The following is a 25,549-nucleotide window of genomic DNA, read 5'->3' as shown; positions in this document are numbered from 1 at the left end:
CCAGAGATGCTCAAACAGGTAGAAATTTTCACCGACGGCTCCTGCCTTGGCAACCCCGGCCCCGGTGGCTACGGCGCGATATTACGCTATAAGCAAACGGAAAAAACCTTCAGCGAGGGTTTTCGTCTGACCACCAATAACCGCATGGAAATGATGGCGGCGATCGTGGCGCTGGAAGCGCTGACCGTGCCCTGCGCCGTGACGCTCAGCACCGACAGCCAGTATGTGCGCCAGGGCATCACCAGTTGGATCCATAACTGGAAGAAGCGCGGCTGGAAAACCGCCGACAAAAAGCCGGTCAAGAATGTCGATCTGTGGCAGCGGTTGGATCTGGCCATTCAGCGCCACGAGGTGAAATGGGAATGGGTCAAAGGCCACGCCGGCCACCCGGAGAACGAACGTTGTGACGTGCTGGCGCGCGAAGCGGCCGGTAAGCCGACGCAAGAAGACGTCGGTTACCAACCGGAAGCCTAAGGCAGCTTGCGATAGCTCTTGGTCGCGCCCACCGCGCGGCTAAGAGACGGCTTTCTCGCCCCCAGTTTCATCGGCGTAGGCGTTAGCGGCAAGGTGCGTTTGCGCGCCACAATCACGCTCATGCAGCCCAGCGCTGGCAAATGGGTACATAAAAACTTGCCGCCCTTGCGGTGCCACGGCAGCACGTGAAAACGCGACTGATGCAGCACCTCATAATTCAGCAGGCTGAGCCAATCCAACAGCCGCATCTGGGTAAACATGCGGCTGACATAGGGCTGGCGATGACGCAACCCGGGCACCAGCTTGCCCAATCCCAGCAGGCTGAACGGATTGAAGCTGCTGATAACCAACCAGCCGTCGTCGATCAATATCCTGTCCACCTCACGCAGCATGCGGTGCGGATCGTCCGCATAGGACAGCGTATGCGCCAACAGGCAGGCATCCACCGACTTGGCGGCGAACGGCAGTTGATAGGCATCGGCGATCACCTGCAGCCCGTCCCCCTCCAGCCCTACGTTGACCTGATGGGAAATCGCACATTTGTCCGTGGCCAGCTCGGCGCTGAGCATGCCCATCTTCAGCAGATGGAAACCGAACAGCTTGGGCCACCAGGGTTGCAACTGCCGCTCGAGCGCTTCACGATAGTACTCCCCCCACGGCAGCTCAGCCCAGGACTGCGGGCCGGTGAGCTTTTGTAGAGTATGGGCTGGTTTCATGATTTATTATCTTCTTTCAAGCCGTTGCCAACGAGAGGTACACCATGAATCTTATCAGCATTCCCGCCTTCCAGGACAATTACATTTGGTTATTGGATGACCGACAGGGGCGCTGCATTATCGTCGATCCGGGTGAAGCGCAGCCGGTACTCGAAGCGTTGCAGCGCCTGCAGCTGGCGCCGGCGGCGATCCTGCTGACCCACCATCATCACGATCACGTCGGCGGCGTGGCGCAAATCGTAGCGAAGTATCCCGGGCTGGTCGTCTATGGGCCGCAAGAAACCGCGGACAAAGGCGCCAACCACATCGTCCGCGACGGCGACACCTTTGACATCGATGGCCGCCAATACAGGACTATCGCCGTTCCCGGCCATACGTTGGGCCATGTGGCATTCTATAGTGCCCCTTATCTGTTCTGCGGCGACACCATTTTCTCCGCCGGCTGCGGCAGGCTGTTTGAAGGCACCGCCAAACAAATGTACGACTCATTTCAACAACTCGCGCAACTTCCCGATAACACCTTAATTTGCTGCGCGCATGAATATACTCTTTCTAATCTTAAGTTTGCGCGGGCTATTTTGCCGGAAGATCGAGAGATTGAAACATATCAACAACATGTTGAAGCGTTAAGGGCAAAAGGCCAAGCCAGTGTGCCGACCACGTTGCAATTAGAGCGCAAAATTAACCTGTTTTTACGTTGCCATGACGCTGATTTACAAAAGAAATTAGGCTTTAATTCACCACCGGAAAGCCTTCATTCAGTTTTTTCCGAATTACGCCTGCGGAAAGATAACTTCTAAGCTTTTAGTTGTGTTATTTGGCGAAGCAAAGTATTATTGCTCGTCTTTTAAGCAACTACATTGACACACACATGAAGGCTAAAGCGATATTTCTCGCCTCAGTCTTGCTAGTGGGTTGCCAGTCGTCCAGGCAGGACGCACCGGCGCCAGAACAGCATGCACAGAGTTTGTCTTCGGCTGGTCAAGATGGTGAAGCAGGAGAGTACACAGCAAATGGCCGAGCGAGCTCGGCGCGGTGGTTGGATAACAACAGTCCCGCCGCGCAACAGGACCTGTGGAACTTCATTAGCGACGAGCTGAAGATGGAGGTTCCGGAAAATTCCCGGATCCGTGATCAGAAAAGAAAGTACTTAAAAAGTAAGAGCTATCTCCACGATGTAACATTACGGGCAGAGCCGTACATGTACTGGATAGTCGGGCAGATTAAGAAACGTAATATGCCGATGGAACTGGTACTGCTACCCATAGTGGAGAGCGCTTTTGACCCACACGCCACGTCAAGTGCCAACGCCGCAGGGCTATGGCAAATCGTGCCGCAAACGGGTCGCAATTATGGTTTGAAAAACAATCAGTGGTATGACGGTCGACGCGATGTCGTCGCCTCGACAACCGCTGCGCTTAACATGATGCAGCGCTTGAACCGCATGTTTAACGGCGACTGGTTACTGACCGTAGCCGCCTATAACAGTGGTGAAGGCCGCGTGATGCAAGCGGTGAAGGCAAACAAACGCCAGGGTAAGCCAACCAATTTCTGGGCATTGTCGCTTCCGCGTGAAACGTCAATCTATGTCCCGAAAATGCTGGCACTGAGCGACATCATCAAGAACAGCAAGAAATACGGCGTGAAACTCCCGAAAACGGATGAAACCCGTGCGCTGGCTCGTATCGATGTCGGGCAGCAGATCCAGCTAACTCAGGCGGCTGAGATGGCAGGGCTTTCAGTCACCAAGATGAAAGCGTATAACCCAGGCTACAAAAAAGGCGTTACGGCACCCAACGGGCCCCATTACATCATGGTTCCCAAAGGGCATGCCGATCAGCTGAAAGACTCGCTGGCCGATGGCCAGATCGCCGTGACTCAACCAACGACGCAGTTGGCGAAGAACAGCGGTTTGTCCGGTGGCAGTTCGTATAAAGTGCGCTCCGGCGACACCTTATCGGGCATTGCCAAGCGGCTGAACGTTAAGACCAGCGATTTGCAGAGTTGGAACAACTTACGCGCCAAGAGCGCCATAAAAGTTGGGCAAACCCTGCAAGTGGCCAGCAATACTGGCAGTAACAGCAGTATCACCTACCAGGTTCGTAAAGGTGATTCGCTCGCCAGTATCGCACGTCGTCACGGCGTCGATATTAACGACGTGATGCGTTGGAATTCAACGCTCGCCAAAGGCAACCTGCAGCCAGGTCTGAAGCTGACCCTGTTTGTCGGCAACAAGATGACGCCGGATACTTAAATGTTCGGCACAAAAAAAGCACCCTTCGGGGTGCTTTTTTATTACCTGCGATTCACCATACCGGCGAGTCTTTCTCCGGATGAAACTCCACCAACAACGGATTGTGATCCGACGCGCTGGTCACCAGCACCGACGCCTCTACGACCCCAAGATTGCGGTAAAACACGAAGTCCAGCGGACGGCCAAAAGCCTTGCGACGGTGATCGTCGGTGAAGCTCACTTCGCGCAGCGCCATTTCGCCGGCGAAGTCATACAGCGCATTGATGCGCTTGCGGCTCCACGCGTTGAAATCCCCCGCCATAATCACCGGCCCCCGGTGACTGGCGATCTGTTCGCCTATCGGCCCCAACTGCTTGCTGTAGACGTCGACGCCCAGGCTAAAGTTCACCGCATGGATGTTCACCACCATCAACAGTTCCCCGTTGTACAGCGGATAAACAGTGATCAGGGCCGACTTAGAAAGCCGCAGCAGGGGCTCTCGCTCGCGCAGCGGGCAGCAGTAAACAGGATGAGCGGCCGCCAGCGTCATCACGCCGGAAGGATGCTGCGGCAGCACAAAGGCCGGTACCTGATCGGCCGCCAGGTAGTTGGCAGTAGCGTAGCTCACCAGTTCCGGCGTGGTTTGCGCCTCTTGCAACAACACCAGCTGCGCGTCTTTGCCATGGTTTTTCAGCACCGAAAGCCAGTCGGCTCGCTGCTGTTTGAAAATATTCCACACCATAACGCGCAAGGCGCCGGTCGTCGGCAGCGCCGCCCCTGGCGGCAACGGCTGGTTAACGGCGCCAGGAAAGATTCGCTCAACTGGCTGACCTGCAACATACCTCATTGCATAAGTTCGTTTCGGCACGCGATTCGCCTATTACCCATTAACATGAAAACTGGCGATGAACACTCGCCAACGATGAATTGATTATACGCCTACCCCGCATAGAGGGCATGGCTTTTGCGGGCATCACCTTTTCAGTTATAGGGGCCACCTGCAGCGATTTCAATCTTCTGACGGTATAGCTGTGTAAAGACAGGGAGTAATAGGTGAAAAATGCGAAAAGGCCCGCAAAATGCGGGCCAGACAACAATGATTTTGTGCATCAAGCCGTTTGCAGCTGAGACTTTTTATCCAGGCGGCCGCTGAGGCTAACCAGCAACAGTGCAACTACCACGATCAGCGCGCCAATCCAGGGGGTCTGCGCCAGCCCCAGTGAGGCGACGGTCTGACCGCCAATCACCGAACCGAGCGCAATACCGATGTTGAACGCCGCGATATTGAGACCGGACGCCACATCTACCGCATTTGGCGTGTATTGCGCGGCTTTCTGCACCACATAGACCTGCAGCCCCGGCACGTTGCCGAAAGCGAACACACCCATCGCAATCACCGTCAGCAAAGCGGCAATACTGTGGCTGGCGGTAAACTGAAACACCAGTAACAAAACAGCCAGCGCGGCAAAGATAAAGCTCAACGCACGCACCGCCCCATGGCGATCGGCCAGCTTGCCCCCCCAGATGTTACCCACCGCCACCGCGACACCATAAGCCAACAGTATCCAGCTCACGGTCGGAGCAGAGAAGCCCGCCAGTTCCTGCATCATTGGCGCAAGGAAGGTAAAGGTCGTGAAGACCCCGCCGTATCCCAATGCGGTAATTGCGTAAATCAGCAGCAGACGAGGATGGGTCAGTACTTTCATCTGTTCCCGCACGCCGGCGCTGCCCTGGTTCTTGATATTGTTCGGCACCAGAATAATGCTGGCCACCGTAGCGACCGCGCCAATCAGAGAAACGGCCAGGAAGGTTTCACGCCAGCCAAACTGCTGGCCGATGAACGTCCCTAACGGTACGCCGGTCACCAGCGCCACCGTCAGGCCGCCAAACATGATGGCGATGGCGGAAGCCGCCTTCTCTTTCGCCACCAGGCTCGTCGCGATAGTGGAGCCGATAGAGAAGAACACGCCGTGCGCCAGGCCGGTCAACAACCGGGCAATCACCAGCGATTCATAGCTGGGTGATTGCCAGGCCAGCAGGTTACCGAGAGTGAACAGTACCATCAGGCCAACCAGCAGCAGCTTGCGCGGTATACGGCTGGTCAGGGCCGTCAGCACCGGCGCGCCAATGGCCACGCCGAGGGCATAGATAGTCACCAGCAATCCAGCGGACGGTACGGTCACCCCAATCTGCTCCGCGATAGTCGGGATCAACCCAACAATCACGAACTCGGTCGTGCCGATAGCAAAAGCGCTGATGGTTAAGGCAAGTAATGCGAGTGGCATTTTTTACTCCGAAATAGCATTCAAGTTGATGACGGCTATTATCTGCCTATGCTTAAATGATAAAAATGCTCAAAATTTCAAATTAACTTTGCTATAGGAGCAAAAATGAAAGCAAACTCAGACGAGCTGATCACCTTTGTCACCGTAGTGGAAAGCGGCAGTTTCAGCCGGGCGGCCGAACGCCTGGAACAAGCGAACTCCGTAGTCAGCCGAACGGTAAAAAAACTGGAAAGCAAACTGGGCGTGACGTTGCTCAACCGCACCACGCGCCAAATCAGCCTGACTCAGGAAGGAGAGAATTACTTTCGCCAGGTGCAGAAGGTACTGAACGACATGGCCGCGGCGGAAAATGCGCTGATGGAAAGCCGCCAGCGTCCGCAAGGTCTGCTGCGCGTCGACGCGGCAACGCCGGTGGTGCTGCACATGCTGACGCCTTTAGTGGCGGAGTTCCGCGAACGTTATCCTGAAATGTCGTTATCGTTGGTGTCTTCGGAAAACTTTATCAACTTGATCGAGCGAAAAGTGGATATCGCAATCCGCGTAGGCGAACTGACCGATTCCACACTGAAAGCGCGCAAACTGATGACCAGCTACCGGCATGTGCTCGCCTCTCCCGCCTATCTGGCTCAACACGGCACGCCGCTAACGGTAGAAGATCTTGAACATCACTGCTGCATCGGCTTCAACGACCTTCCCAGCTTGAACCGCTGGCCACTGGCTTGCTCAGATGGCAGCCAGTTGGAAATCACCCCAGGCTTGACGACCAATAGCGGAGAAACCCAGCGCCATCTCTGTCTGCATGGCAACGGTATCGCCTGCCTGTCGGACTTTATGAGCGACGAAGATATCAAACGTGGAGATTTGGTCCCGATTCTGGTGGAAGCGACACTGCCGGTCGCCATGCCGATCAACGCGGTTTATTACAGCGACAGCGCCGTCAGCAACCGTCTGCGCAGCTTTATTGATTTTGTGAGTGAATACCTGAAACGATAAAAAAGGCGCCCCGATGGACGCCTTATGCTGACTACTGCGAGGAATGATTAATCCCAGTTTGGCGCCAGACCTTCTGGGCTAACCAGACGGCCGTTGCACTCCAGTGCGGCAATCTGCGCCATATCTTCGTCGGTCAGCGTCAGTTGCTGCGCCAACAGGTTGCTCGCCAGGTTTTCACGCTTGGTCGAAGAAGGAATAACCGCATAACCCAGCGTCAATGCCCAAGCAAGGACAACCTGTGCTGGGGTCGCATTGTGACGAGCAGCAATGCTTTTGATCGTTTCGTCCTGCAGCGCTTTGCCGTAGGCCAACGTCATGTAAGAGGTGATGGCGATGCCGTGCTGCTGCGCAAATTCTACCACTTTGCGGTTCTGCAAGAACGGTGACAGCTCGATTTGGTTGGTGGCGATTTCATCGGCGCCAATCGCGTCAATCGCTTGCTGCATCAAGTCGATGGTGAAGTTAGATACGCCGATTTGGCGGGTCAGCCCCAGCTTTTTCGCTTCCAGCAGCTCAGCCATAAATTCGGCAACCGGCACTTCGTCGTTGGGTGACGGCCAGTGGATCAGCGTCAGATCAACGTAGGACGTTTGCAGTTTTTTCAGGCTTTCTTGCAGGCTTGGGATCAGCGCGCCTTTCGCCAGGTTCGCGATCCAAATCTTGGTGGTGATGAACAGGTCTTCACGTTTCACGCCGCTGGCAGCGATAGCCTGGCCAACAGCCGCTTCGTTTTCATAGATCTGTGCAGTATCAATAGTGCGATAGCCCAGCTCGAGTGCGGTGCTGACAGAATCGATAACAACCTGATCCTGAAGGCGGAAGGTACCTAAACCAAATGCAGGGATGCTCATAATGTTTTCTCTCATTAATGGGTAGATGTGGTATGAGGAAGATTATGGCAACTTTTTTATTGATCAAAAACGCCTGGTTCGGCATAAGACTTTTGATCTAAAGGCAACAATATGGGGAGTAAGGCGGTAAGGAAGGACAATTCCGGCCTGAAAATCGCAAAATATAGATATGAAAAAGCCCTGAGTCAGAGACTCAGGGCTTATCAATTAAGTGGCGGAACGGACGGGGCTCGAACCCGCGACCCCCTGCGTGACAGGCAGGTATTCTAACCAACTGAACTACCGCTCCACCGATTCTTTTACGTTGCATCTTTCGATGCCGGCAAATTCGCGCTTTTCGATTTGCGCATTACCAGTCGTCACACTGATAACGTTTATTTGATGCCTGGCAGTGTCCTACTCTCGCATGGGGAGACCCCACACTACCATCGGCGCTACGGCGTTTCACTTCTGAGTTCGGCATGGGGTCAGGTGGGACCACCGCGCTATTGCCGCCAGGCAAATTCTGTTTCATTCCAACCGCCTCACTTCCATGAAGCCATCAGAACCAATCTCGGAACTTCGCTGAAAATCTCTCTAAAAACACCTTCGGTGTTGTAAGGTTAAGCCTCACGGATCATTAGTACTGGTTAGCTCAATGCATCGCTGCACTTACACACCCAGCCTATCAACGTCTTAGTCTTAAACGTTCCTTCAGGGACCTTAAAGGCCCAGGGAAGACTCATCTTGAGGCAAGTTTCGCGCTTAGATGCTTTCAGCGCTTATCTTTTCCGCACTTAGCTACCGGGCAATGCCATTGGCATGACAACCCGAACACCAGTGGTGCGTTCACTCCGGTCCTCTCGTACTAGGAGCAACCCCTCTCAATCTTCCAACGCCCACGGCAGATAGGGACCGAACTGTCTCACGACGTTCTAAACCCAGCTCGCGTACCACTTTAAATGGCGAACAGCCATACCCTTGGGACCTACTTCAGCCCCAGGATGTGATGAGCCGACATCGAGGTGCCAAACACCGCCGTCGATATGAACTCTTGGGCGGTATCAGCCTGTTATCCCCGGAGTACCTTTTATCCGTTGAGCGATGGCCCTTCCATTCAGAACCACCGGATCACTAAGACCTACTTTCGTACCTGCTCGAGCCGTCACTCTCGCAGTCAAGCTAGCTTATGCCTTTGCACTAACCTCACGATGTCCGACCGTGATTAGCTAACCTTCGTGCTCCTCCGTTACTCTTTGGGAGGAGACCGCCCCAGTCAAACTACCCACCAGACACTGTCCTCACCCCAGATTATGGGGCCGAGTTAGAACATCAAACATTAAAGGGTGGTATTTCAAGGATGGCTCCACGCAGACTGGCGTCCACGCTTCAAAGCCTCCCACCTATCCTACACATCAAGGCTCAATGTTCAGTGTCAAGCTATAGTAAAGGTTCACGGGGTCTTTCCGTCTTGCCGCGGGTACACTGCATCTTCACAGCGAGTTCAATTTCACTGAGTCTCGGGTGGAGACAGCCTGGCCATCATTACGCCATTCGTGCAGGTCGGAACTTACCCGACAAGGAATTTCGCTACCTTAGGACCGTTATAGTTACGGCCGCCGTTTACTGGGGCTTCGATCAAGAGCTTCGCCTTGCGGCTGACCCCATCAATTAACCTTCCAGCACCGGGCAGGCGTCACACCGTATACGTCCACTTTCGTGTTTGCACAGTGCTGTGTTTTTATTAAACAGTTGCAGCCAGCTGGTATCTTCGACTGGCTTCAGCTCCATCCGCGAGGGACTTCACCTACATGCCAGCGTGCCTTCTCCCGAAGTTACGGCACCATTTTGCCTAGTTCCTTCACCCGAGTTCTCTCAAGCGCCTTGGTATTCTCTACCTGACCACCTGTGTCGGTTTGGGGTACGATTTAATGTTACCTGATGCTTAGAGGATTTTCCTGGAAGCAGGGCATCAACTACTTCTGCACCGTAGTGCATCGTCATCACGCCTCAGGGTTGATATGCAACCGGATTTACCAGGTCACACCCCCTACACGCTTAAACCGGGACAACCGTCGCCCGGCTAGCCTAGCCTTCTCCGTCCCCCCTTCGCAGTAACACCAAGTACAGGAATATTAACCTGTTTCCCATCGACTACGCTTTTCAGCCTCGCCTTAGGGGTCGACTCACCCTGCCCCGATTAACGTTGGACAGGAACCCTTGGTCTTCCGGCGAGCGGGCTTTTCACCCGCTTTATCGTTACTTATGTCAGCATTCGCACTTCTGATACCTCCAGCAACCCTCACAGGCCACCTTCAACGGCTTACAGAACGCTCCCCTACCCAACAACGCCTAAGCGTCGCTGCCGCAGCTTCGGTGCATGGTTTAGCCCCGTTACATCTTCCGCGCAGGCCGACTCGACCAGTGAGCTATTACGCTTTCTTTAAATGATGGCTGCTTCTAAGCCAACATCCTGGCTGTCTATGCCTTCCCACATCGTTTCCCACTTAACCATGACTTTGGGACCTTAGCTGGCGGTCTGGGTTGTTTCCCTCTTCACGACGGACGTTAGCACCCGCCGTGTGTCTCCCGTGATAACATTCTTCGGTATTCGGAGTTTGCATCGGTTTGGTAAGCCGGGATGGCCCCCTAGCCGAAACAGTGCTCTACCCCCGAAGATGAGTTCACGAGGCGCTACCTAAATAGCTTTCGGGGAGAACCAGCTATCTCCCGGTTTGATTGGCCTTTCACCCCCAGCCACAAGTCATCCGCTAATTTTTCAACATTAGTCGGTTCGGTCCTCCAGTTAGTGTTACCCAACCTTCAACCTGCCCATGGCTAGATCACCGGGTTTCGGGTCTATACCTTGCAACTATTCGCCCAGTTAAGACTCGGTTTCCCTACGGCTCCCCTATACGGTTAACCTTGCTACAAAATATAAGTCGCTGACCCATTATACAAAAGGTACGCAGTCACACCACGAAGGTGCTCCCACTGCTTGTACGTACACGGTTTCAGGTTCTATTTCACTCCCCTCGCCGGGGTTCTTTTCGCCTTTCCCTCACGGTACTGGTTCACTATCGGTCAGTCAGGAGTATTTAGCCTTGGAGGATGGTCCCCCCATATTCAGACAGGATGTCACGTGTCCCGCCCTACTCATCGAACTCACGACCTGTGCATTTTAGTGTACGGGGCTATCACCCTTTACTGCGCGACTTTCCAGACGCTTCCACTAACACACAAGCCGATTCAGGTTCTGGGCTCCTCCCCGTTCGCTCGCCGCTACTGGGGGAATCTCGGTTGATTTCTTTTCCTCGGGGTACTTAGATGTTTCAGTTCCCCCGGTTCGCCTCATGCCACTATGTATTCATGACATGATAGTGTGTCGAAACACACTGGGTTTCCCCATTCGGGTATCGCCGGTTATAACGGTTCATATCACCTTACCGACGCTTTTCGCAGATTAGCACGCCCTTCATCGCCTCTGACTGCCTAGGCATCCACCGTGTACGCTTAGTCACTTAACCTCACAACCCGAAGATGTTTCCATCGTTCGCGCTGCAAACATTTGAGAGACTCTATGACAGGTTACTCTTCATCCCAGTACATCTACGGAGGGATAAATTTCAGCCGTCATGTTTCAATTTTCAGCTTGTTCCAGATTGTTAAAGAGCAATATCTTAAACATGACTCGCAAGTCATCTTTAAGATTTTTTCGGTTATCGCTAACCGGTGATAATGTCTTTCACTCATTATCGGAATGGCGTCCCCAAGGGGATTCGAACCCCTGTTACAGCCGTGAAAGGGCAGTGTCCTAGGCCTCTAGACGATGGGGACCCGAAATTGGCTTATCGAATCACCGATTCGATAATTTCGGGTAAAGGTGAGATTTTTCGTGAAAAATCGAGCGCCATTGTCGTTTGTCACTGCACTGGACAGTCACAAATCTCCCGGCACTTACCTATACCACAAGGTTTTGTTTGCTCATTACTTTTTCATCAGACAATCTGTGTGAGCACGCCACTCGAACTAATATCTTTAGGTAAGGAGGTGATCCAACCGCAGGTTCCCCTACGGTTACCTTGTTACGACTTCACCCCAGTCATGAATCACAAAGTGGTAAGCGCCCTCCCGAAGGTTAAGCTACCTACTTCTTTTGCAACCCACTCCCATGGTGTGACGGGCGGTGTGTACAAGGCCCGGGAACGTATTCACCGTAGCATTCTGATCTACGATTACTAGCGATTCCGACTTCATGGAGTCGAGTTGCAGACTCCAATCCGGACTACGACATACTTTATGAGGTCCGCTTGCTCTCGCGAGGTCGCTTCTCTTTGTATATGCCATTGTAGCACGTGTGTAGCCCTACTCGTAAGGGCCATGATGACTTGACGTCATCCCCACCTTCCTCCAGTTTATCACTGGCAGTCTCCTTTGAGTTCCCGGCCGAACCGCTGGCAACAAAGGATAAGGGTTGCGCTCGTTGCGGGACTTAACCCAACATTTCACAACACGAGCTGACGACAGCCATGCAGCACCTGTCTCAGAGTTCCCGAAGGCACCAAAGCATCTCTGCTAAGTTCTCTGGATGTCAAGAGTAGGTAAGGTTCTTCGCGTTGCATCGAATTAAACCACATGCTCCACCGCTTGTGCGGGCCCCCGTCAATTCATTTGAGTTTTAACCTTGCGGCCGTACTCCCCAGGCGGTCGATTTAACGCGTTAGCTCCGGAAGCCACGCCTCAAGGGCACAACCTCCAAATCGACATCGTTTACAGCGTGGACTACCAGGGTATCTAATCCTGTTTGCTCCCCACGCTTTCGCACCTGAGCGTCAGTCTTCGTCCAGGGGGCCGCCTTCGCCACCGGTATTCCTCCAGATCTCTACGCATTTCACCGCTACACCTGGAATTCTACCCCCCTCTACGAGACTCTAGCTTGCCAGTTTCAAATGCAGTTCCCAGGTTGAGCCCGGGGATTTCACATCTGACTTAACAAACCGCCTGCGTGCGCTTTACGCCCAGTAATTCCGATTAACGCTTGCACCCTCCGTATTACCGCGGCTGCTGGCACGGAGTTAGCCGGTGCTTCTTCTGCGAGTAACGTCAATTGATGAGCGTATTAAGCTCACCACCTTCCTCCTCGCTGAAAGTGCTTTACAACCCGAAGGCCTTCTTCACACACGCGGCATGGCTGCATCAGGCTTGCGCCCATTGTGCAATATTCCCCACTGCTGCCTCCCGTAGGAGTCTGGACCGTGTCTCAGTTCCAGTGTGGCTGGTCATCCTCTCAGACCAGCTAGGGATCGTCGCCTAGGTGAGCCATTACCCCACCTACTAGCTAATCCCATCTGGGCACATCTGATGGCAAGAGGCCCGAAGGTCCCCCTCTTTGGTCTTGCGACGTTATGCGGTATTAGCTACCGTTTCCAGTAGTTATCCCCCTCCATCAGGCAGTTTCCCAGACATTACTCACCCGTCCGCCGCTCGTCACCCAGGGAGCAAGCTCCCTTGTGCTACCGCTCGACTTGCATGTGTTAAGCCTGCCGCCAGCGTTCAATCTGAGCCATGATCAAACTCTTCAATTAAAAGCTTGATTTGCTTCCACTCGAGAAGCGATGCTCAAAGATTTACTGCATGAATTTTACTTCAGTTAGTCACTCTTCAAGACTTGATATTTTTTTGCATCCGAAGATGCTGGATATCGTCTTGTGGAGTGCCCACACAGATTGTCTGATAAATTGTTAAAGAGCAGTGCCGAGAAACTCATCGGCGCGGGCTGCGTATATTACGCTTTTCGCCCAGAGAGTCAAGCGTTTATTTCGCTTTTCTCTCGCTGACCCGGCGGCTTGTCAGTCGTTGTTCCCGGTCAGTGGAGGCGCATTATAGGGAGTTCTCGGCAGGCCGCAACCCCTAAATGCAAAAAACTTTTCAAGCGTTCAAATAATCACCAAAAACGCCTTTTTAGGATGTTTATTAGTCAGAAAATACCGGTTTTAGCACAGTAATAGCGGCAAACCCTGTAAACAGGGACAAACGAAGGTAAAGAAAAGGGAGCGGTCACCCGCTCCCTTTCATCTTTATTACGCTTAATTGCCGTTATTGTCGGGCAACGATATGGTCGTTTTCCACATCCAGCGTTACCAGCTTGCCGGGGATCAGCTTGCCAGACAGGATTTGCTGCGCCAGCGGGTTCTCGATCTCCTGCTGAATAGCACGCTTCAACGGACGCGCACCATACACAGGGTCGTAACCCGTTTTGCTCAACAGAGCCAGGGCCGGTTCGGTCATGGTCACTTCGTAACCGCGCTCTTCCAAACGCTTGTACAGACGCGACAGCTGAATCTTGGCGATCGCGGCAATGTGTTTCTCGCCCAGCGGGTGGAACACCACCACTTCGTCGATACGGTTGATGAACTCCGGACGGAAGTGGTGACTCACCATCTCCATCACCGACTCTTTCATCTGCGCGTAGTTCATCTGACCGAAATGCTCCTGGATCAGATCGGACCCCAGGTTGGACGTCATGATCACCACAGTATTGCGGAAATCGACGGTACGGCCTTGACCATCGGTCAGGCGGCCGTCATCCAACACCTGCAACAGAATATTGAACACGTCCGGATGCGCTTTCTCGACTTCATCCAGCAGAATCACCGAATAAGGCCGGCGACGTACGGCTTCCGTCAGGTAGCCGCCCTCTTCATAACCGACATAACCTGGAGGCGCACCGACCAGACGCGACACGGAGTGTTTCTCCATAAACTCGGACATATCGATACGCACCATAGCGTCGTCGCTGTCGAACAGGAACGAAGCCAGTGCCTTGCAGAGCTCGGTTTTCCCCACCCCGGTCGGGCCGAGGAACAGGAACGAACCGATCGGCCGATTAGGATCGGACAGCCCCGCACGGCTGCGGCGGATCGCATTGGAGACCGCGCTGACCGCTTCGTCTTGGCCAATCACTCGCGAATGCAGTTCTTGCTCCAGGCGCAGCAGCTTGTCGCGCTCACCTTCCAGCATTCTGGCCACCGGGATCCCGGTGGCACGCGCCAGCACTTCAGCAATCTCCGCATCGGTCACCCGGTTACGCAACAGCTTCATGCTCTTGCCTTCGGCCTGCGTAGCGGCGGCGAGCTGTTTCTCCAGCTCAGGGATCTTGCCGTACTGCAGTTCCGACATCCGCCCCAGATCGCCGACGCGGCGCGCCTGCTCCAGGGTGATTTTGGCCTGCTCGAGTTCAGCCTTGATGTTCTGGGTGCCGGAGAGCGACGCTTTTTCCGCCTTCCACTCTTCTTCCAGCTCAGAATATTCGCGCTCTTTCTGCCCCAGCTCATCGCTGAGCATGTCCAGGCGTTTCTTGCTGGCGTCGTCAGACTCTTTATTCAGCGCCTGCTGTTCCAGCTTCAATTGGATGATGCGGCGCTCAAGCCTGTCGAGCGACTCCGGCTTAGAGTCCATCTGCATGCGAATGCTGGACGCCGCTTCGTCGATAAGGTCAATAGCCTTGTCCGGCAATTGACGATCGGCGATATAGCGGTGCGAAAGCGTTGCCGCCGCCACGATGGCCGGGTCGGTGATTTGCACGTGGTGGTGCAGTTCATAACGCTCTTTCAGGCCGCGCAGGATAGCGATGGTGTCTTCCACGCTCGGCTCCGCCACATACACTTTCTGGAAACGACGTTCGAGCGCCGCATCCTTCTCTATATATTGACGATACTCGTCGAGCGTAGTCGCGCCGACGCAGTGCAGCTCGCCGCGCGCCAGCGCCGGTTTGAGCATGTTGCCTGCATCCATCGCGCCATCCGCCTTACCGGCGCCGACCATGGTGTGCAGTTCGTCGATAAACAGGATAACGCTGCCTTCCTGCTTGGCCAGATCGTTGAGCACGCCTTTCAGACGCTCTTCAAACTCGCCGCGATATTTGGCCCCGGCGATCAAGGCGCCCATATCGAGGGACAATACGCGCTTGTGCTTCAGCCCTTCCGGCACTTCGCCGTTAATGATGCGCTGCGCCAGGCCTTCGACGATGGCGGTTTTACCCACGCCAGGCTCGCCGATCAGCACCGGGTTGTTTTTGGTACGACGTTGCAGCACCTGGATGGTGCGGCGGATCTCTTCGTCACGGCCGATCACCGGATCAAGCTTGCCCTGCTCGGCGCGCTCGGTCAGATCAATAGTGTATTTCTTCAATGCTTGCCGTTGGTCTTCGGCGCCTTGATCTTCCACGCTGTCACCGCCTCTCATTTGTTCAATGGCTTTGCTGATTTTGTCGGCCGTCGCGCCGGCCGCTTTCAACAAGTCGGTCAACGAGCCGCGATCTTCCAGCACCGCAAGCACAAACAGCTCGGAAGAAATGAATTTGTCCGCGCGCTTCTGCGCCAGCTTGTCGCACAGGTTCAGGACGCGCACCAGCTCATGGGACGGTTGAACGTCGCCACCGGTGCCTTCTACCTGCGGTAAACGGGACAGCGCCTGTTCGATCTCGGTGCGCACACGCCCGGCATCGATACCTGCGGAAGTTAATAGTGGACGAACCGTGCCCCCTTCCTGATTAAGCAGGGCGCTCATCAGATGTAGCGGTTCAATAAACTGGTTGTCGTGCCCAAGGGCTAGTGACTGGGCATCGGCGAGGGCAAGCTGGAATTTGTTGGTAAGACGATCCAGACGCATAACACCTCCAAGATGGGTCGAAATTGCTACTGGAGATTAAATGAGGTCATCCCTCAAATTTTCAAGGTTATCTCGACGCTAAATTTTCGGTACAACGCCATGCGTCGTTGGATCGTCCTAATTCAATAGGTTATATCAGCCAGATTAAACTTGCCAGACGTCCGGTTATTCCGTCGCGTCGATAGGAGAAAAAATGGCTCGTTTCGTTAACCGTGCAGCGATCGCCACCATAGATGGCCTGAACGCCCGCACGCAACAAGCGTTGGCGAGCCAGCAGGTAGATATTAGCCAAAAACTTATCGCCGTGCGGGGTAAATGCCGCTGCAGCTTCAGCATCTTCCGCCATGAAAGCGGCCCGCACCTCTGGCCCGACCTCAAACTGCTGCGGACCGATCGCTGGCCCCAGCCAGGCGCTAATCTGGCTCGGTGCGGCGCTGAACGCCGCCACGGTTTGCTCCAGCACGCCGTGGCACAATCCGCGCCAGCCGGCGTGGGCGGCAGCCACTTCGTCACCGTGCTGCGAGCAGAACAACACCGGCAGACAATCCGCCGTCATCACGGCACACACCTGCCCCGGCACGTTGCTGTACACCGCATCCGCCCGCAAATCGGCAGGTGCTTTCCCCGTCAACGTCACCACGCGAGTGCCGTGCACCTGCTCGAGCCACACCGGCATCTGCGGCAAACCGGCGGCGATAACCAATCGTTCCCGATTGCGTGTCACCGCTTGCTCCTCGTCACCGACGTGGGTGCCGAGGTTCAGCGAGTCATAAGGCGGCAGGCTGACGCCGCCGCCGCGCGTGGTACTGCAAGCTTTAACGCCGGTAGGCAACGGCCAGTCAGGCAGAATGAGCGAGCTCATTACCAGTCCATCTGATCTTTGAATTCTTCGGTGTCCGCCTTCAGCGCGTTGATCAGATCAACCATGTCCTGCGGCAGCGGCGCATGCCACTCCATCTGGATGCCGCTGATCGGATGATACAAACGCAGCATGGTGGCGTGCAGCGCCTGACGGTCAAAGCCGCGCAGCGTGCTGATGAAGGCTTCCGAAGCACCTTTCGGCGGACGTGGACGGCCGCCGTACAGCGGATCGCCCACCAGCGGATGGCTGATATAGGCCATGTGCACGCGGATCTGGTGAGTACGGCCGGTTTCCAGGCGCAGGCGCAGGCGAGTATGCGCACGGAAGTGTTCCATGATGCGGTAGTGCGTTACCGCCGGCTTACCCATCGGGTGCACCGCCATGTGGGTACGCTTGGTGGAATGGCGCGCGATAGGCTCTTCTACCGTACCGCCGGCGGTCATGGTACCGATCGCCACCGCTTCGTATTCACGGGTGATTTCACGCGCCTGCAGCGCCTCCACCAGCCGGGTTTGCGCCGGCACGGTTTTCGCCACCACCATCAGGCCGGTGGTGTCTTTATCCAGACGGTGCACGATGCCGGCACGCGGCACGTCGGCAATTTCCGGGTAGTGATACAACAGCGCATTGAGCACCGTACCATCCGGGTTACCGGCGCCGGGATGCACCACCAAATCGCGCGGCTTGTTGATCACCAGGATGTCGCTGTCTTCATAGACAATATCCAGCGCGATATCCTGTGGCTCCCAACGCGCCTCTTCTTCAATCTGTGCATCGATGGCGACTGTCTCTCCGCCCAGCACCTTCTCTTTCGGTTTGTTTGACGTTTTGCCATTGACCTTCACCCGATCGCCCAGGATCCACTCTTTTATGCGAGATCGTGAATAATCAGGGAACAATTCGGCCAAAGCCTGATCTAAACGTTGTCCGAGTTGAGATTCGGCCACCGTTGCGGTGAGTTGTACTTGTTGTGCCATATGCAGCTTCTTCGTTAACGTTGGGTTTTCACGGCGATGCCGTTTAATATAATGTGCTATTGTACCTGGTCTTTGTCGGGAGCTTAACGGACAGTCTCCCGGAATAACACCCTGAGGATAATCAAAACGTCATGACGCGTATGAAATATCTGGTGGCGGCAGCCACGTTGAGCCTGGCGCTGGCAGGTTGCTCCACATCCAAGGATGCGGTTCCCGACAACCCACCTTCGGAAATCTATGCTACCGCGCAGCAAAAACTGCAGGACGGTAACTTCAAGGGCGCGATTACGCAACTCGAAGCGTTAGATAACCGCTATCCTTTCGGGCCGTATTCCCAGCAGGTCCAGCTGGATTTGATTTACGCCTACTATAAGGCCGCCGACTTGCCGATGGCTCAGGCATCCATCGATCGCTTCATGCGTCTGAACCCGACGCACCCGAACATCGATTACGTGATGTACATGCGCGGCCTGACCGACATGGCGCTCGATGACAGCGCGCTGCAGGGCTTCTTCGGGGTTGACCGTTCTGACCGCGATCCTCAGCACGCTCGCGCTGCGTTCCGCGACTTCAGCCAGTTGATTCAGCAATACCCGAACAGCCAATACGCGACCGACGCCAACAAGCGTTTGGTGTATTTGAAAGACCGCTTGGCCAAGTATGAGCTTTCGGTGGCGGAATACTACACTAAACGCGGTGCTTACGTCGCGGTCGTTAATCGCGCCGAACAGATGTTGCGTGAATTCCCGGATACCAAAGCGACGCACGACGTGTTGCCGCTGATGGAAAATGCCTACAAGCAGCTGCAGCTGAACGGCCAGGCTGACAAAGTGGCCAAAGTGATCGCCGCCAACCCGCAATAAGCGCGCGTCGGTAACGGCAGAAAAACAAAACGGCAGCCTCGGCTGCCGTTTTCATTGGCGTCGACCGGGTTTCCACTGGAAAAATACACAAGTAAAAACACGGTGTTAGCTCGCGCTCCTCACCGGTCAACTCATCGATAATGCGCCATCCGGCGGCAACTCTCAAGCATTAGATAGCCAATTCAAATGCTGAATCACAGATTGAACTAACTTTGCAAAAAGTGACAAAAAATCGTGATTTACATCACGCATTTAAACAAAAAGCGGGGTATGCTGGGTTCACCAAGACGGAAAGACAGAGAGGTAAGTTATATGACATTGAACATTACCAGCAAACAAATGGATATCACTCCCGCAATCCGCAATCACGTCGAAGACCGTCTCACCAAACTGGAAAAATGGCAGACCCAGCTGATAAACCCACATATCGTCTTATCTAAAGAACCGCAGGGGTTTGTCGCCGACGCTACCATTACCACGCCTAACGGCCCGCTGGTCGCCAGCGCCAAACATGATGACATGTACACCGCCGTTAATGAGCTGATCGCCAAGCTGGAACGCCAGTTGAACAAGGTGCAGCATAAAGGCGAAGCGCGCCGCTGCAATGCCAGCGTGAAAGACATCGTGCCGGAAGTCACGCAAGAGCAGGAATAACCGTCCGACAGCGATTGCCGCATCAAACGCGCCCGAGGGCGCGTTTTTTGTCGGGTATTTTTGTTGACGGGGTAAAAGCCAGCGGTTACTTTAAAACCTGTTCGCATTAACCTTAGGTAGACCATGCCACGCACACCGTTTTTCTTCGCATTCTTTTTTACCTTCCCCTGACTGGGAGGCGTTTCGTCGTGTAAGAAAGAATGCGAAGACGAACAACAAAGCCTCCTGGAAACAGGAGGCTTTTTTTATGGCTGTTTTACAACGAATAAGAACTGAAGGCGGAAGCTGATTATGACTGACAACCCGTTATTGGTGCTGCGCGAGCGCATCAGCGCACTGGACTTGAAACTGTTGGCCCTGCTGGCGGAACGCCGTGAGCTGGCGATCGAAGTCGGCAAGACCAAGCTGCACTCTCATCGCCCGATCCGCGATAAAGAGCGCGAGCGCGATCTGCTGGATGCGCTGATCGCCGCCGCCAAGCCTTACGACCTGGACGGCTTTTACGTCACCCGCCTGTTTCAACTGATCATCGAAGATTCCGTCCTGACCCAGCAGGCGTTGCTACAGCACCAGCTCAACCCCGTCAGCCAACATTCCGCCCGCATCGCCTTCCTCGGCCCAAAAGGCTCTTACTCACATCTGGCAGCACGCCAATACGCTGCCCGCCACTTCGATCAGCTGATCGAATGCGGCTGCCAGAAGTTTCAGGATATCTTCACCCAGGTGGAAACCGGCCAGGCGGACTATGCGATTCTGCCTATCGAGAACACCAGCTCCGGGTCGATTAACGAGGTGTACGATCTGCTGCAGCACACCAGCCTGTCGATCGTCGGCGAACTGACCAACCCGATCAACCACTGCGTTCTGATTGCCGGCGACAGCGATCTGAGCCAGATTGAAACCGTCTACAGCCACCCGCAACCGTTCCAGCAGTGCAGTCAGTTCCTGAACCGCTTCCCACACTGGAAAATCGAATACACTGAAAGCACAGCGGCCGCGATGGAGAAAGTCGCCAAGCTGAATTCGCCGAAGGTGGCTGCTCTGGGCAGCGAAGCCGGCGGCGCACTGTATGGGCTGCAGGTGCTGGAACACAACCTCGCCAACCAGCAGCAGAACATCACCCGTTTTATCGTCCTGGCGCGCAAAGCGATCGACGTCTCCGAACAGGTGCCGGCCAAAACCACGCTGATCATGGCGACCGGCCAACAATCCGGCGCACTGGTCGAAGCGCTGCTGGTACTGCGCGACAACGGCATCATCATGACCAAGCTGGAGTCACGCCCGATCAACGGCAATCCGTGGGAAGAGATGTTTTATATCGATGTGCAGGCCAACCTACGCGCCGAGGCGATGCAAAAAGCGCTGCGCGATCTGACGCCAATCACCCGCTCGCTGAAGGTGCTGGGCTGTTACCCGAGCGACACCGTGGTGCCGGTCAACCCATCCTGAAACCATAAAAAAGGGTTCGGCTTGGCCGAACCCTTTACGTTTACTGCCCGCGTTTCACTGCCGGCTGTCGTTAGCCTGCCGCAACAGCGTGCGGCTCTCCACCAGAAAGCGCTGGGCGTAATCGCCGAACCAATGCTCTACCTTGCGGAAGCTATCGATAAACGCCTGTTTGTCGCCATGCTCCAACAGCTTGATCGCCTCGCCGAAGCGCTGGTAGTAACGCTTAATCAGCGCCACGTTTTCTTCCGACGACATGATGATGTCAGCGTACAGCTGCGGATCCTGCGCGAACAGTCGGCCAACCATCGCCAGCTCCAGCCGGTAGATCGGCGAGGAGAGCGCCAGCAGCTGCTCCAGTTGCACGTTCTCTTCCGCCAGGTGCAGCCCGTAGGCGAAGGTGGCGAAGTGCCGCAGCGCCTGAATAAACGCCATATTCTGATCGTGTTCGACCGCGCTGATACGATGCAGCCGCGCCCCCCACACCTGCAGCTGTTCAAGCAGCCATTGGTAAGCCTCCGGTTGGCGGCCATCGCAGTAAACCACCACCTGCTTCGCCACGCTGCCCACGTCCGGACCAAACATCGGATGCAACCCCACCACCGGGCCGCTGTGCGCCGCCAACATCGCATGCAGCGGACGATTCTTCACCGACGCCAAATCCACCAGAATACAGTCGTCAGGCAACGGCGGCAGGCGGCTTATCACCTGCTCGGTCACGTGGATCGGCACGCTGACGATCACCATACCGGCATCCGCCAACAGCTGTTCCGCCTGCGGCCAATCTTCCTGATCCAATACCCTGACCTGATAACCCGACAGCGTCAGCAGACGGTTGAACAGCCGGCCCATCTGGCCGTTGCCGCCGATGATGACGATCGGCCGCAGCTGCGGGCACAGAGTTTTAAAACCTTTATCGTTCTCGCTGACGTACGATTCGCGCATCACACGGCGCAAGACGTCCTCGATCAAATCCGGCGGCACGCCGAGGTTTTCCGCCTCCTGGCGGCGCGAGGCCAGCATCGCCGCCTCGCGCTCCGGCACATAAACCGGTAAACCGTGGCGGCTTTTCACCTCCCCCACTTCCGCTACCAGATGCAGGCGTTTCGCCAGCAGATCCAGCAACGCTTTGTCCACCTCGTCGATTTGATCGCGCAGCGCGGTCAGTTCTGCCACCATAACTTACTTTTCTCCCGTGCGTGCCTTCAGCGCAGCGCCGAGTTCCTGATGCATGTGGCGCAGCAGCGTTTCCGTCCTCTCCCAGTCGATGCAGGCGTCGGTGACGGATACGCCGTAACGCATGTCAGCACGCGGCTGTTCGGAAGACTGATTGCCCTCATGCAGATGGCTCTCCAGCATAATGCCGGTAATCGAGCGGTTACCCGCTTTAATCTGCTCCACCACGGACTCGGCCACCGCCGGCTGACGGCGATAGTCTTTATTCGAGTTGCCATGGCTGCAATCTATCATCAAGGACGGATGGAGTCCCGCCTCGAGCATCTGTTTTTCACAGGCCGCAACGTGCTCGGCGCTGTAGTTCGGGGTTTTACCGCCGCGCAGGATCACGTGCCCGTCCGGATTGCCCTGAGTCTGCAGCAAGCAAACCTGGCCCGCCTGGTTGATGCCGACGAAGCGGTGCGGCATAGCGGCGGCGCGCATGGCATTGATGGCGGTACCCAGGCTGCCGTCGGTGCCGTTTTTGAACCCGACCGGCATCGACAGGCCAGAAGCCATTTCACGGTGGGTCTGCGATTCGGTGGTACGCGCACCGATCGCCGACCAGCTGAACAAGTCCCCCAGGTACTGCGGGCTGTTCGGATCCAACGCTTCGGTAGCCAACGGCAAGCCCATGCCCACCAGATCCAGCAACAGGCGACGCGCGATATGCAAGCCTGCTTCAACGTCAAACGAACCGTCCATGTACGGATCGTTGATCAAACCTTTCCAGCCGACAGTGGTTCTGGGTTTTTCAAAATAAACGCGCATAACGATATACAGCTGATCGCTCAAGTCAGCCGCCAGGGTTTTCAAACGACGGGCGTAGTCCAGTGCCGCATCCGGATCGTGGATCGAACAAGGCCCACACACGACCAACAGGCGATGATCGCGCCCCTGCAAAATGTTGGCGATGGTGTTACGCGCGGTGGCGATTTCATTTTCGTCGTCGGCGCTGAGCGGGAACTGGTTCTTCAGCTCCTCCGGCGTGATGAGAACCTGTTCTGCACTGATGTGTACGTTATTGAGCGCGTCTTTTTGCATGATGCTATTCCTGTCGTTTGGCGTTATGCGTTGAAATGGAACATTGAGCGTTTCAGGGCTCTACCCTATCACGATATGTAAAGTTTTCAATCCAATTTCCGTAAATAAAAAATTACCATAATTTCTCTTATGAGATAACATGCATAAACACATCAAGAAAATACAATAAAAACAAACAAATTCAATTAAATAATAAATTCACAAGCGCCTCAAAACGCACCTGTTCGCCTTCCCGGCGAAAGTCCTACATCGTAAACATATATGTACAACTTGTTTTACAGTCAAGATACGCCGCCCGTCTCGGCGCCAACGAACGGGCAGGCGCGGATACCGTCAGACTCAGCACGAAATGCCGCCGAAAGCGATGAATTTCAGTAGAAGAAAAGCGAATAAATGAGGAATAAAAATTAAAAACTTAAGCTAATAGCGGCTATTTTTGTCGCTGAAATGAACCGATATAATGTGACCGTCATCAACAATAACCACCCTTAACAACTGGATCCAAGATGCTCTCTTCTCGCGCTCGTCGCGCTTTTCCGCTGTATATTTGCTGCTTAACGACTTTCACCAGTGTTTCAGCCTTTGCCGACAATACGCTTTTCACCGCGATGGACGATCCGGCCACCGCCAAGAAACCATTCGAAGGCAACGTGCAGGCGGGCTACAACGCCCAGTCAGGCAACTCGCAGAGCTCCACCCTGCTTGCCAACACCAACATGACCTGGTTCAACAGCGACGCGGCGTACAGCCTGTGGGGGGCGGCTAACAACACCACCTCCTCCAACGTGCGCTCGTCCGAAAAATACCAGGCCGGTGGCCGTACGCGCTATAACCTGACCGATCGCAACTACCTGTTCGGCCAGGCCAGCTGGCTGAGCGACCGTTTCAACGGTTACGACTCACGCTCCACGCTGACCGGCGGCTACGGCCGTCAACTCCTCAACGGGCCGCTTAGCGATCTGCGGGTGGAATTCGGTCCCGGCGTGCGCCATGACGAATACCATGGCGGCGGCCGCTCGACCAAAGGGTTGGCCTATGGCGCGGCCAACTATTCCTATCAGCTGACCGACAACACCAAGTTCATTCAGGGCGTTTCCGCACTGGCGAACGAAGAAACCACGCTGAACTCGGAAAGCGCGTTGAACGTGGCGATCAACGATCGCTTCTCGCTGCGCGTGGCTTACACCGTGACCTACAACAGCAAACCGCCGGCCTCGGCGCCGAAGAACACCGACACGACGACCTCGGTCACGCTGGTCTACGGCCTGTAATTTCCCCCCAATATTTCTCAAAGCCCATCATTGATGGGCTTTTTTTATGCCTGCCGCCCTCTTTTGCACAATCTGCTAAAAATATTCACCCCACCCATTGACGACTTTAGCAAATAGCTTAATACTGTATGCATATACAGTAATTATTATACAGCCTCGGGGCATGATGGATTTCGATAGAGAGTGGCCAGAAACGCATCGATAGCCGCCACAGCTCCCGAGAGACTGTAAACAAAGCGAGCATAAGCTATGGAGAAAATCACCTCATTCATCACCTACGCCATGGCGTTGTTTCTCGCCTGGCTCGGCAAGCTGTCACCGCAGGACATTGCCTTTCTAGTCGGTGCGGCGGTAGGCATCGGCACGTTTCTGGTGAACTGGTACTACCGACGTAAAAGCCTGCAGATCTTGAAGGCTATTGAACGCAATGCGGCATCACGGAGGAAAATTTACGATGAATGCAATCGTTAAGCGCTGCAGCGTCGCCACCGTTTTGGCCATCGCCGTGCTATTGCCGTCATTTGGCGAGCTGCAAACCTCAGAAGCCGGCCTCAGGCTGATCGCCGATCTCGAAGGCTGCCGCCTGTCGCCTTACCAGTGTAGCGCCGGGGTGTGGACACAGGGCATTGGACACACTGCCGGCGTCATCCCAGACAAGATGATAGATGAACGCAAAGCCGCGGTGGATTTGGTAGACGATGTTCGCCGCACCGAACGCGGCATGGCCGCTTGCCTGCCGCATACGCTCTCGCAACAAACCTATGACGCAGTGATCGCCTTCGCCTTCAATGTGGGCGTCGGCGCAGCCTGCCACTCTACGCTGGTCGCGCTGCTGCAACAGCGCCAGTGGCGGCAGGCCTGCGATCAGTTACCACGCTGGATTTACGTAAACGGAAAGAAAAATAAGGGGCTGGAACAGCGACGCGCCATGGAACGCGCACTGTGCTTGCAGGGGATTGCCTCATCATGACGAGTTCGCTCGCCAAAGGGTGATGCCACAACAATTTCACTTAATT

Annotated in this window: 20 protein-coding genes, 2 tRNA genes, 3 rRNA genes and 1 other annotated feature; of the genes, 11 read left to right on the top strand and 14 right to left on the bottom strand. The window is 55.0% G+C overall.

The window, feature by feature from the left end:
- The first annotated feature begins 6 nt into the window (after window positions 1–6).
- Window positions 7–474 (top strand): ribonuclease HI, encoded by a 468-nt coding sequence (rnhA, locus tag ACMGGW_RS02790; RefSeq protein WP_033649910.1) that lies wholly within the window; start codon window positions 7–9, stop codon window positions 472–474.
- Here the strand turns inward: rnhA and ACMGGW_RS02785 are convergent.
- The gene (locus ACMGGW_RS02785; protein ID WP_025301652.1) at window positions 471–1,190 is read right to left on the bottom strand and encodes a class I SAM-dependent methyltransferase; all 720 of its coding nucleotides are present in this window, start codon (window positions 1,188–1,190) and stop codon (window positions 471–473) included. The two genes, rnhA and ACMGGW_RS02785, sit on opposite strands and share 4 nt — an antisense overlap.
- 44 nt (window positions 1,191–1,234) lie before the next feature.
- On the opposite strand from ACMGGW_RS02785, the gene gloB reads away from it, so the two are divergent.
- Both gloB and mltD read left to right on the top strand, forming a co-directional pair.
- Complete coding sequence (gene gloB, locus ACMGGW_RS02780) at window positions 1,235–1,990, top strand: hydroxyacylglutathione hydrolase (protein WP_043135494.1); 756 nt, start codon at window positions 1,235–1,237, stop codon at window positions 1,988–1,990.
- Window positions 1,991–2,061: 71 nt separating this feature from the next.
- Window positions 2,062–3,444 (top strand): murein transglycosylase D, encoded by a 1,383-nt coding sequence (gene mltD, locus ACMGGW_RS02775; RefSeq protein ID WP_060447684.1) that lies wholly within the window; start codon window positions 2,062–2,064, stop codon window positions 3,442–3,444.
- A 52-nt stretch (window positions 3,445–3,496) separates the two neighbouring features.
- Here the strand turns inward: mltD and ACMGGW_RS02770 are convergent, their stop codons facing one another.
- The gene (locus tag ACMGGW_RS02770; RefSeq protein ID WP_025160092.1) at window positions 3,497–4,291 is read right to left on the bottom strand and encodes an endonuclease/exonuclease/phosphatase family protein; all 795 of its coding nucleotides are present in this window, start codon (window positions 4,289–4,291) and stop codon (window positions 3,497–3,499) included.
- 241 nt (window positions 4,292–4,532) lie between these two features.
- Window positions 4,533–5,708, bottom strand: a complete 1,176-nt coding sequence (locus ACMGGW_RS02765) for an MFS transporter (RefSeq protein WP_025301649.1) — start codon at window positions 5,706–5,708, stop codon at window positions 4,533–4,535.
- A gap of 105 nt (window positions 5,709–5,813) precedes the next feature.
- On the opposite strand from ACMGGW_RS02765, the gene yafC reads away from it, so the two are divergent.
- The gene (gene yafC, locus ACMGGW_RS02760; RefSeq protein ID WP_025301648.1) at window positions 5,814–6,701 is read left to right on the top strand and encodes a DNA-binding transcriptional regulator YafC; all 888 of its coding nucleotides are present in this window, start codon (window positions 5,814–5,816) and stop codon (window positions 6,699–6,701) included.
- A 47-nt stretch (window positions 6,702–6,748) separates the two neighbouring features.
- On the opposite strand, the gene dkgB is transcribed toward yafC, so the two are convergent.
- The 9 genes from dkgB to rluD form a co-directional block, all read right to left on the bottom strand.
- On the bottom strand, window positions 6,749–7,552 hold the full coding sequence (dkgB, locus tag ACMGGW_RS02755) for a 2,5-didehydrogluconate reductase DkgB (RefSeq protein ID WP_197832604.1): 804 nt from the start codon (window positions 7,550–7,552) through the stop codon (window positions 6,749–6,751).
- 212 nt (window positions 7,553–7,764) lie between these two features.
- Window positions 7,765–7,841: transfer RNA gene (locus ACMGGW_RS02750), tRNA-Asp, on the bottom strand.
- 94 nt (window positions 7,842–7,935) lie between these two features.
- Window positions 7,936–8,051: ribosomal RNA gene (gene rrf, locus ACMGGW_RS02745) — 5S ribosomal RNA — on the bottom strand.
- Between the two features lie 99 nt (window positions 8,052–8,150).
- Window positions 8,151–11,058, bottom strand: a 23S ribosomal RNA gene (locus ACMGGW_RS02740).
- A 234-nt stretch (window positions 11,059–11,292) separates the two neighbouring features.
- Window positions 11,293–11,368, bottom strand: a tRNA-Glu gene (locus tag ACMGGW_RS02735).
- A gap of 206 nt (window positions 11,369–11,574) precedes the next feature.
- A 16S ribosomal RNA gene (locus tag ACMGGW_RS02730) occupies window positions 11,575–13,116 on the bottom strand.
- Together the 16S, 23S and 5S rRNA genes with 2 tRNA genes alongside form the textbook arrangement of a ribosomal RNA operon.
- Window positions 13,117–13,627: 511 nt before the next feature.
- The gene (clpB, locus tag ACMGGW_RS02725) at window positions 13,628–16,201 is read right to left on the bottom strand and encodes an ATP-dependent chaperone ClpB (RefSeq protein WP_025301647.1); all 2,574 of its coding nucleotides are present in this window, start codon (window positions 16,199–16,201) and stop codon (window positions 13,628–13,630) included.
- Between the two features lie 130 nt (window positions 16,202–16,331).
- Window positions 16,332–17,063 carry a purine nucleoside phosphorylase YfiH gene (yfiH, locus tag ACMGGW_RS02720; RefSeq protein WP_151428281.1) on the bottom strand — a complete coding sequence of 244 codons (732 nt, stop codon included), beginning with the start codon at window positions 17,061–17,063 and terminating at the stop codon, window positions 16,332–16,334.
- Window positions 17,063–18,040, bottom strand: coding sequence for a 23S rRNA pseudouridine(1911/1915/1917) synthase RluD (rluD, locus tag ACMGGW_RS02715; protein WP_025301645.1), 978 nt, complete (start codon window positions 18,038–18,040; stop codon window positions 17,063–17,065). The genes yfiH and rluD overlap by 1 nt, the downstream gene beginning before the upstream one ends.
- 131 nt (window positions 18,041–18,171) lie before the next feature.
- Between rluD and bamD the strand changes: the two genes are divergently transcribed.
- The 4 genes from bamD (at window position 18,172) to pheA (ending at window position 21,006) form a co-directional block, all read left to right on the top strand.
- Window positions 18,172–18,903: an outer membrane protein assembly factor BamD gene (gene bamD / locus ACMGGW_RS02710; RefSeq protein WP_004932456.1), complete on the top strand. Its 732-nt coding sequence runs from the start codon at window positions 18,172–18,174 to the stop codon at window positions 18,901–18,903.
- A 312-nt stretch (window positions 18,904–19,215) separates the two neighbouring features.
- Window positions 19,216–19,557, top strand: a complete 342-nt coding sequence (raiA, locus tag ACMGGW_RS02705) for a ribosome-associated translation inhibitor RaiA (RefSeq protein WP_004932457.1) — start codon at window positions 19,216–19,218, stop codon at window positions 19,555–19,557.
- A 122-nt stretch (window positions 19,558–19,679) separates the two neighbouring features.
- Window positions 19,680–19,806, top strand: a sequence feature (Phe leader region).
- On the top strand, window positions 19,681–19,728 hold the full coding sequence (locus tag ACMGGW_RS02700) for a hypothetical protein (protein ID WP_101428074.1): 48 nt from the start codon (window positions 19,681–19,683) through the stop codon (window positions 19,726–19,728). (Overlaps the previous feature by 48 nt.)
- A 42-nt stretch (window positions 19,807–19,848) precedes the next feature.
- Window positions 19,849–21,006, top strand: coding sequence for a bifunctional chorismate mutase/prephenate dehydratase (gene pheA / locus ACMGGW_RS02695; RefSeq protein WP_025301644.1), 1,158 nt, complete (start codon window positions 19,849–19,851; stop codon window positions 21,004–21,006).
- Window positions 21,007–21,060: 54 nt separating this feature from the next.
- Here pheA and tyrA read toward each other — a convergent pair whose 3' ends face one another.
- On the bottom strand, window positions 21,061–22,182 hold the full coding sequence (gene tyrA / locus ACMGGW_RS02690; protein ID WP_016929015.1) for a bifunctional chorismate mutase/prephenate dehydrogenase: 1,122 nt from the start codon (window positions 22,180–22,182) through the stop codon (window positions 21,061–21,063).
- Window positions 22,183–22,185: 3 nt separating this feature from the next.
- The gene (locus ACMGGW_RS02685; protein ID WP_142591891.1) at window positions 22,186–23,262 is read right to left on the bottom strand and encodes a 3-deoxy-7-phosphoheptulonate synthase; all 1,077 of its coding nucleotides are present in this window, start codon (window positions 23,260–23,262) and stop codon (window positions 22,186–22,188) included.
- Window positions 23,263–23,768: 506 nt separating this feature from the next.
- On the opposite strand from ACMGGW_RS02685, the gene ACMGGW_RS02680 reads away from it, so the two are divergent.
- The 3 genes from ACMGGW_RS02680 to ACMGGW_RS02670 all read left to right on the top strand — a co-directional run bounded on the left by ACMGGW_RS02680 (window position 23,769) and on the right by ACMGGW_RS02670 (window position 25,503).
- The gene (locus tag ACMGGW_RS02680) at window positions 23,769–24,533 is read left to right on the top strand and encodes a DUF481 domain-containing protein (protein WP_025301642.1); all 765 of its coding nucleotides are present in this window, start codon (window positions 23,769–23,771) and stop codon (window positions 24,531–24,533) included.
- A gap of 249 nt (window positions 24,534–24,782) precedes the next feature.
- Entirely contained in the window at window positions 24,783–25,004 is a 222-nt protein-coding gene (locus ACMGGW_RS02675; protein ID WP_025301641.1) for an HP1 family phage holin, read from the top strand.
- Window positions 24,988–25,503 carry a lysozyme gene (locus ACMGGW_RS02670; protein ID WP_049208782.1) on the top strand — a complete coding sequence of 172 codons (516 nt, stop codon included), beginning with the start codon at window positions 24,988–24,990 and terminating at the stop codon, window positions 25,501–25,503. The genes ACMGGW_RS02675 and ACMGGW_RS02670 overlap by 17 nt, the downstream gene beginning before the upstream one ends.
- The last annotated feature ends 46 nt before the right edge of the window (window positions 25,504–25,549 follow it).

Origin of the sequence: Serratia sp. BNK-4 (genome assembly GCF_048685115.1) — a bacterium.
Taxonomy (GTDB): domain Bacteria; phylum Pseudomonadota; class Gammaproteobacteria; order Enterobacterales; family Enterobacteriaceae; genus Serratia; species Serratia bockelmannii.
This window is presented reverse-complemented; position numbering and strand designations above follow the sequence as displayed.